The sequence below is a fragment of the Streptomyces sp. RP5T genome, assembly GCF_003933965.1.
Classification (GTDB): domain Bacteria; phylum Actinomycetota; class Actinomycetes; order Streptomycetales; family Streptomycetaceae; genus Streptomyces.
Genome location: NZ_RSAJ01000373.1, coordinates 1 through 8,302, shown reverse-complemented (window position 1 = coordinate 8,302; position 8,302 = coordinate 1). Strand labels below are relative to the sequence as shown.

Genomic DNA, 8,302 nt, shown 5'->3' with positions numbered 1-8,302 from the left:
CTCCACGCCGGACACCGGTTGCGTGATCTGTACCGTCACCGTCAGCTGCCCTGCTTCAGCAGCTCGTTCGCCTTCTCCTGGGCGTCCTTGACGGCGTCCGCCGGGCTCTTCTTGCCCTGCATGGCCAGCTGCACCTGGGAGACGATGGCGTTCTGCACGGCCGGGGAGAGGTTGGTCTGGTTGGTGGAGGCCGTCTTGAGCTGGTCGGCGACGAGCTTGCGGGCCTGGGAGAACGGGTCGGTGCCGGTGACGTTCTGGAAGAACGGGTCGTTCAGCGACTCGATGGTGGTCGGGAAGATCACCACAGCCGGGTCCTTGCACCAGGCCGTCTGGTTCTCGGCGTTGGTGAGGAACTCCGCGAACGCGAGGGCCACCGGGGCGTGCTTGCTGGTCGCGGCGACCGAGATGTACTGCGGGGCGCCCGCGGAGGCGACACCGAGGGCGTCGTAGGGCTGCTGGCCGACGGCGGTCCTGGCGTAGATCGACGGGCTGTTCTGCTTCACGAACCGCACGAAGCTCGGGTTCGTCGAACCGTAGGCCACCTTGCCCTGGCTGTAGAGCGTGGACGGGTCGTTGCTGGAGGACAGCGAGTCCTTCGGCATCGCGCCTTCCTTGTACAGCTTCGCCATCCAGTCGACCCACTGGGTGGTGCGCGGGTCGTCGCCGAAGACGGCGGACCTGCCGTCGGCGGAGAGGACCTTGATGCCCATCTGGTCGAAGTCGGCGGGGATGCGCCAGACCGGGTTGGCCATCGTCGCGAAGAACTTCCCGTCGGCGGCCTTGGCGACCTTCTCGTAGTCGGCGAAGAGCCCGAAGATGCTCGTCGGCGGCTTCGCCGGGTCGACACCGGCCTTGGCCAGCAGGTCCTTGTTGTACGTCAGCAGGACACCGCCGGTGTACCAGGGCAGCGTGGTGTGGGTCGCCTTGCCCGAGGCGTTCGCGAAGGTGGCGGTCTTCCAGAAGGACGGGACGAAGGGCTTGGCGGCGTCCGGGTCCTTGGTGCCGATGTCGAGCAGGTAGCCGGCCTTGGTGAGGGCGGTCGCGGTCGGCGCGTTGACGTTGATGACGTCGGCCATCGTGCAGGCCTGGGCGTCGGCGACGGTCCGGCTCGTGAAGGTGTTGTCGCCGGGGTCGTCGATCCACTTGACCTTGGTGCCGGGGTGGGCCTTCTGGAAGTCGGCGATGACTCCGTTGAAGAACTTCCCGAAGTCTTTCTTCAGGTTGGTCGTCTGGAAGGTGATGTCGCCCTTGACCTCGCCGGTGAGCTTCCCCGGCCCGACGTTGCCCTTGTCGACCTTGCAGCCGCCGGCGGTGGCGTCACCGCTGTCGGAGCCGCCACTGAGACCGCAGCCGGTGGCCGCGAGCGACAGAACGGCGATACAGGTCAGGGTGCGGGTCAGTCTCTTTGCGCGCATGTGATGCCCTCCACGGCTGGTTCAATGAACCAACTCCGACTCCGATTGATGAAAAGGTGGACCAGAATTCATCGGAGGTCAATGGTTTGCTGTGTTGCGTTTCGGTTCCGTGCGAGATCAGTGACGGTGTTCGTGGTCCGGGTGTGAGGGGTCGCCGGGGTGTTCGTGCCCGTGGGAGTACGTCACACCGGCGCGAGCCTGGTCCAGCCAGCCGAAGAACGCCTGGCGGCCGGCCGCGGTGCGGAGCTCGCGGGTGATGTGGTCGCGGACCTCGTCGTAGGGGCGCACGTCCTGCGGGGCCGCCCCGTCGAAGGGGGTCACGCCGCGCCGTAGCGCCTCCGGGGTGAGGAAGCGGTCCTGGTTGCGGTCGTAGTAGTCCCGTACGGCGGTCTCCGGGACCGTCTGTTCGGACTCCAGGGCGGCCAGGAGGGTGCGGGCGGCGGGGGAGTGGGCGAGGGCCGCGGCGACGATGCTGCCGAGGTCGGCCACGTCCGTCTCGGCGACGGCCAGGACGGAGGCGGGTGACACCTCTTCCGGGACCCTCAGGCCCCGGTCCGTGCAGGCTCTTCGGGCGAGTTCGTCGGTGACCACGACTTGTGTGGCCCAGCGGCGTCTCTGTCTCGCGACAGAGGGGGGTTCCTTCTGTCGTCGGGCGGGTGCGGGTTCGTTGTGGCCGGTCGCGCAGTTCCCCGCGCCCCTGAGGGGCGTACCCAGGAAGGCGTCCACCCGTTCTGCCGGCAGGGGTTCGCCCTCTATCAGTGCTGCGTGTTCCGGAGTCACGGGGTCACCTTCAAGGGGATCGTCCTCGTGTACGCCACCTGGCCGTTCCACGCCGCCTTCGCCATCAGCCAGTACGCACCGGGCGGGATCGACGAGCCGTCCACCTCGATCACGGCCTCGGCCCGTTCTCCTCCCGGCACCGTGAAGCCCTGGAGGCCCGGTGTCACGCCCTGCCAGGTGCCCCAGGACGACACCGCCCACAGCTGGCCGCCGACCGGGCCCCGGGTGGTGTTGCGCAGGCTCACCGGAACCTGAGCCCGCTCACCCCTGCGCACGGTGATCCGGTCGGCGGCCAGGTCGCACACCAGGCCCTGCCCCGCGGGCGGTCCGCCTGGTACGTCGAGGCCCACGACGTCCTCGTAGGTCTGGCCGCCGTACGACAGCCGGGCCGCGAGCCAGTGCCGGCCGGGCTCGGCGTCCGGCGGCGGGGTCACGGTGACGTCGGTCAGCGAGAAGCCGCCGGGGCCGAGCGCGTACGGCAGTTCGGGCGGCTCGGCGGACCAGCCGGGCGGCACCCGGAAGGTCACCGTGCCCCGCACCGAGGTGTCCGTGAGCTCCGAGCCGATCCGGACCGTCGCGGTGACCGGGCCGGTCGCGGTCAGCGCGGTGGGGGACAGGTGGACGGAGACCGGCATGTTGCCGCGTGGGGCGGGGCCGGAGTTGTGCAGCCAGTAGCGGGTGTGGACCGGCTGGGCGGGCTCGTGGGCGGCCACGCCGGGGTCGGTCGCCGGTTCCGGTGCCTGGGGCGGTGTGGCGAGGACCGTGGCCACCTCGAAGCCGGTCAGGGTCGTCCCCAGGGCGCCCTCGTCGTCCGGTGTCAGCGGCTCCCCGGGCCTTTCCAGGACGTCCGCGCGGGCGCCCTCGGTCCAGGCGACCGGCCCGCGGACCCGAGCCCGCACCGGCCTGCCGTTCACCTCGTGGACGCGGACGACGACCCCGCGCCCCGGGTCCACGGGGGCGGCGCTGCCCCGGGCCAGCGGGGAGCCCAGCGGCTTGAGGGCGTCGAGGAGCACCTCACGGGCCGGCTCGACCTCCAGCAGCGAGGCCGTGCGGGGCAGGAGCGCGGACGCGCCCTTGGCCCGTGTCCGGGCCGTGAGCGGATGGTTGAACTCGTGCCCCCGTGCGGGGAGCCGGAGGTCGCGCCAGTCGCCCTCGCCCGCGACGACCGCGTACGCGAAGGTGTGCGACCAGCGCTGGAGCTGGAAGCCCGAGCCGTCCGGGGTCGTGCGGCGGGGCGGGTCGACCCAGATGCCGGACGGCCAGCCGGTGCAGGAGCGCATCAGGGACATGCAGAGGTCGCCGGAGGTGGTGACGACACAGCCGGGCGTGCCCCGGTTCAGGACGGCGAAGCCGCGGCCGTCCCAGGCGTCACCGGGAGGCAGGGCCTCGCCGCCGCCCGCGGCCGTGGCCGTGACGGTGAAGTCGTCCAGGTCGCTGATCAGCGCGTCGACCGCCTTGGCGTCACCGGCGGTGTCGGCGCCCGCGATCACCAGCACCGGCAGCCGCTCCAGGTCCCGCAGGTCGGCGCCGGGCACCCATTCCTCGCGCAGGGAGGCGCGCGGTGCGACCCAGACGGCGGCCACGCCCCGCTCGGCGACCTGGCGGCGCAGCTCGCGACCCGCGGCGGGGTCCATCGCGAGGGCCTCGGCGACCAGGGCGTTGCGCTCGGGGCCGCCGACGGCGATCCGGATGTCGGGGAGGTTGGAGTCGACTTCGAGGTCGCCGTAGCGGGGGCCGCCGGCGATCGTCGAGGTGGCGGTCACGCCCGCGCGGACCAGGGCCGCCGCGAGCGGGGCGCCCAGCTCACCCGCCTCGTCCCAGTCGGAGTAGATCAACTCGGCGACTCCGAAAGCCCGTTGGCCCAGCAGTGCGCCGGTGTCGTCGCGCAGGGCCACCCGGGCCGTGGACCCCAGCCCGAACCAGGTGTTGGCCGGGTTGTCCAGCGTCCACGGGAACTCCTCGCTGTTCACCTCCACGAACCCGAACCCGCGCCCGATCACCGCGTCGGCGACCTCGTGCACGGGCAGCCCGCCCCGCACGTCCGAGGGCCAGCGGACCCGGATGAGGCGGTCCTCGCCGTCGTAGCCGTCGAGCGTCGTGGTGACGTCGAGCCGGTCGACGCCGGTCCACAGGGTCAGCCGCTGCGTGTAGGTGAAGAGGCCCAGGTCGGCGCGGACGGTGATCCGGGACCCGGCGGGGGAGTGCTCGACATCGATGTCCGCCGTGACGTCCCGGCCGCGGGCGGCGGTCGTGCCGGTCGGGGTGAGGTGCCAGGGGCCCTCGCCGAAGCGGGGGTGCCGGGAGAACTCCTCCTGGACGACGAGTTCGTTGCCGATGTCCCCGGCGGGCAGCAGTTCCCGGTCCTCCGTGACGGACCTGAGGCTGCTCACGGCGCCGCCGCGAGCCGGGTCGACCGTCACCTCGTAGAACTCGTTGCGGATCGTCGTGCCCTCGCCGGGGGTCCACTCGGGAACCGAACCGGCCGCCAGGGGAAACGCCTTGTACCCCATGCCGGGCACGCCGGGAACGACGACCTTCAGTGTCCCGTCCTTCTCGCGCACGGACGGCAGCGGCTGGAAGTCGTCACCGACCGGTACCAGGCCCGGGTCCTCGACGCTCAGCACGTCCCGCCGTTCCCAGGTGACGGAGTTGAAGACCACCAGGTCGTCTCCGGTGCCCGGTTCCACCCGGTCGGCCAGGGCCTGTGTCGCGTCGGTGTGGACGGCCTCCGCCAGGTCGGCCAACTCCCGCCAGCCGGTGAGGAGATCGATGTACACCTGGTCCGACTCCGAGCCGGTGATCGCGTCGTGGTGGGCGCCGTAGACGAGTTGCCGCCAGGCCTTGTCGAGGGCCGCGTCCGGATAGGGGTGCCCGGTGACCAGGGAGGCGAGGGTCGCCCAGGCCTCGGCGTCGGCGAGGAGCGTCTCGCCGTACCGCTGGGCCTGCTTGGTGTCGATGTAGGAGACGTCCTTGCCGGTGTAGACCGGGTTCATGTCCCGGGTCTGCGGCGAGGCCCTGCGCCCTTCGGCCGCCAACTCGGCGCGTACGGCGGCGAAGAAGTCGCGGGGGACGCCGGAGACGAAGCGCGGCCAGACGTAGCGCTCGTTCCAGTCGCGGTGGATGGCCATCACCCAGCGGCACGGCGGCGCGTAGTCCCCGCCGACCGGGAGCAGCACGTTGCGGGTGAGCGCGACCTGCTTGAGCCCCTGGAACAGCTTGAACGCCTCGGCCTCCGCCTCGGGCAGCGTCGGCGCGTTGTCGATCCGCCAGCCGGCGCCGTAGTGGTTGACCATGTAGGCGGTGAGGATCCCGCGCCCCGAGGGGGCGATCCAGTCGAACTCGGCCGGGAACTGCATGCGGTTCGGATCCCGCGGCTCCTCGCCGAAGACGGAGAGGGTCGGCCCCCACTGGTGGAAGGGCCCGCGCGCCCAGGAGCTGGAGGAGACCCCCGCGTCGGCCATGATCCCCGGGAACTGCGGGTCGTGCCCGAACGCGTCCAGCTGCCAGGCCGTCTCGGGGGAGGCCCCGAGGATCGCCCGCTGGTATCCGTCGCCGTACAGGGCGTTGCGTACGGTCGCCTCGGCGCCGGTGAGGTTGGTGTTCGGCTCGTTGTAGGTGCCGCCCATGATCTCGACCCGGCCGGTGCGGATCAGCTCGCGCAGGAAGCCGCGCTCCTCGGGGAAGGCGTTCCAGTACGGCTTGAGGTAGTCGACCTCCGCCAGCACGAAGGTGTACGCCGGATCGCGGCGGGCCAGATCGGAGTGGGCGCGCACCAGGCTCATGCCGGACTGGCCGCGCGAGTCGAAGGTGCGGGCGGGCAGGCCGGTCGTGGCCGGGTCGTCGGCGACGTCCCAGGTCTCGGTGTAGGCGCCCTGGGTGTTCCACCAGACCGGGTCGTAGTGGAAGTGGCTGACCATGAACATGGTCCAGCCGGGCTCGGCGAGGGTGAACTCGCCTGTCGCGCTCGCGGCCTCGGCCCCGTCGGCCGCGGTCACCGTGATCGGTCCGCCGGCGCCGGTCACGGGTATCTCGGCGCGTACGGTGCCGTCCTCGCCGACGGTGACGACGGTCTCCCCGGTGCCGCCGCCGGCGACCGTCAGACGGACCGTGCGGCCCGGGAGGTGCTCGATCCCGGCCGCGACCACCTGGAGCGGTCGCTCGGGCGTACCGACGAACAGCTCGGTCGACTCAACAGAGGTGACGCGCATGGGGCTCCTACGAGATGACTCGGGGGAGCCCCATCCTGGCACCGAGAGGATGATTCAAACAACCATCTTCGGGTTATCTCGGTGGTTCATCCATGCATGATCGGACACGGTCAACGCGTACGGCGTGCCTTCACCGCATGCTGCGGGGTGATGTGGTCGGTGAGCGCGAGGGAGGCGCTGGCCCGCTGGTAGGCGAGCTGGCCGACCCGGACGTAGAGACAGTCGACGAGCATCAGGACGGAGTGCCGGCCGCCGATGCTGCCGGTGCGGAAACTGGTCTCAGAGGTCGCGGAGATGAGCCGGATGTCGGCGGCCCTGGCCAGCGGGGAGCGCGGGTCGGTGGTGATGGCGACGGTGGTCGCGCCCCGCTCCTTGGCCATCTCGAAGGGCTCCAGGGTCTCGCGGGTGGCGCCCGAGTGGGAGATCCCTATGGCCACGTCGGCCGGGGTGAGCAGAGCCGCGGAGGTGGCGGCGCCGTGCACCTCGGTCCAGCCGCGCACCTGACAGCCGATGCGGAACAGCCGGGTCTCGGTCTCCTGGGCGACCGCACCGCTGCCGCCGACGCCGTACACGTCGATCCGGCGCGCCTTGGCGAGGGCCTGGGCGGCGCGCTCCAGGGCGTCGAGGTCGATGCGCTCGATCGTCTGCTGGATCGCGCGCAGGTCCGCGCTGCCGACCACCTGGACGACCCGCTCCAGGCTGTCGTCCGGCGAGATGTCGGGGCCGATCTCGGCCGAGCCCCAGTCGGAGACCTCGCCGCGTCCGCGCTCCTGGGCCAGTTCGATCAGCAGGTGCTGGTAGGACTCGAGTCCGATGGCGCGGCAGAACCGGGTCACCGTGGCCTGCGAGGTTCCGGTGCGGCGGCCCAGCTCGGCGGCGGAGCAGTGGGTGACGGCGGCCGGATCCTCCAGGATCAGCTCGCCGACCTTCCGCAGGGAACCGGCCAGCCGGGGCAGTTCGGTGCGGATCAGGGTGGTGACGTCGGTCGGAGGCATGGAAAGAAGGTATCAGCCACCCTTAGCACCACTGATTGAATACCAGGACCGCCATATGGTTTATTGATTCACCGATGGCTGATTGTATGGTGGTTCAATCCATCAGTGGGGAGTGTCGCGTGTCCGTCGAGTCAGTCAGCGCCCAGGGCTTCGCCGAACAGGGCCTGGACGCCCTCCGTCACGTCACCGAGTCCGCCCGCGAGGACGTGCGCCGCGCCGCCGGGCTGATCGTCGACTGCATCCGCGCCGACGGGGTGATCCAGGCCTTCGGCACCGGTCACTCCCAGGCCATGGTCCTGGAGGTGGCCGGCCGGGCGGGCGGCCTGGTGCCCACGAACCGGCTCCAGATGTCCGACCTGGTCCTCTACGGCGGCGACGCGCCGAGCGTGCTCGACGACCCGCTGCTGGAGCGTGAGCCGGGAGTGGCGGTGCGGCTGTACGAGCTCGCGGCTCCCCGTCCCCAGGATCTCTTCGTGATCATCTCCAACTCCGGTGTCAACAACGTCATCGTGGAGATGGCGCTGCACGCCAAGGAGCAGGGGCACAGGATTCTCGCCCTCACCTCCCTCACGCACACGGCGGCCGTTCCCGCGGGGCACGCCAGTGGCAAGAAGCTGGTGGACCTCGCGGACGTGGTGCTGGACAACGCGGCGCCGGTCGGAGACGCGCTGCTGCCCCTGCCGGGCGGCGGGGCGGTGGGCGCGCTGTCCACGCTGACCGGGGTGATGCTGGTGCAGATGGCTGTCGCCGAGGCGACGGGATTGTTGCTCGCGTCCGGGGAGCGGCCGCCGGTCTATGTGTCGGCCAACGTGCCTGGTGGGTTCGAGGGGAATCTGGAGTTGGAGAAGCGGTACGCGGGGCGGGTCCGGCGGACGGCTACGTAGGTCATTCCGGGGTGTCGCGG

At 71.2% G+C, this 8,302-nt stretch carries 5 protein-coding genes; 1 reads left to right on the top strand and 4 read right to left on the bottom strand.

Annotation, left to right across the window (positions count from 1 at the left end; translation table 11 throughout):
• Window positions 1-41 precede the first annotated feature (41 nt).
• The 4 genes from EHS43_RS30215 to EHS43_RS30200 all read right to left on the bottom strand — a co-directional run bounded on the left by EHS43_RS30215 (window position 42) and on the right by EHS43_RS30200 (window position 7,398).
• Entirely contained in the window at window positions 42-1,415 is a 1,374-nt protein-coding gene (locus EHS43_RS30215) for an extracellular solute-binding protein (RefSeq protein WP_125193890.1), read from the bottom strand.
• Between the two features lie 117 nt (window positions 1,416-1,532).
• Complete coding sequence (locus EHS43_RS30210) at window positions 1,533-2,195, bottom strand: peptidyl-prolyl cis-trans isomerase (protein WP_125193889.1); 663 nt, start codon at window positions 2,193-2,195, stop codon at window positions 1,533-1,535.
• The gene (locus EHS43_RS30205) at window positions 2,192-6,403 is read right to left on the bottom strand and encodes an NEW3 domain-containing protein (protein ID WP_125193888.1); all 4,212 of its coding nucleotides are present in this window, start codon (window positions 6,401-6,403) and stop codon (window positions 2,192-2,194) included. The genes EHS43_RS30210 and EHS43_RS30205 overlap by 4 nt, the downstream gene beginning before the upstream one ends.
• Window positions 6,404-6,513: 110 nt before the next feature.
• Entirely contained in the window at window positions 6,514-7,398 is an 885-nt protein-coding gene (locus EHS43_RS30200) for a MurR/RpiR family transcriptional regulator (protein ID WP_125193887.1), read from the bottom strand.
• A 119-nt stretch (window positions 7,399-7,517) separates the two neighbouring features.
• Here EHS43_RS30200 and EHS43_RS30195 point away from each other — a divergent pair, with 119 nt between their 5' ends.
• Window positions 7,518-8,282: a sugar isomerase domain-containing protein gene (locus tag EHS43_RS30195; protein WP_125193886.1), complete on the top strand. Its 765-nt coding sequence runs from the start codon at window positions 7,518-7,520 to the stop codon at window positions 8,280-8,282.
• Window positions 8,283-8,302 lie beyond the last annotated feature (20 nt).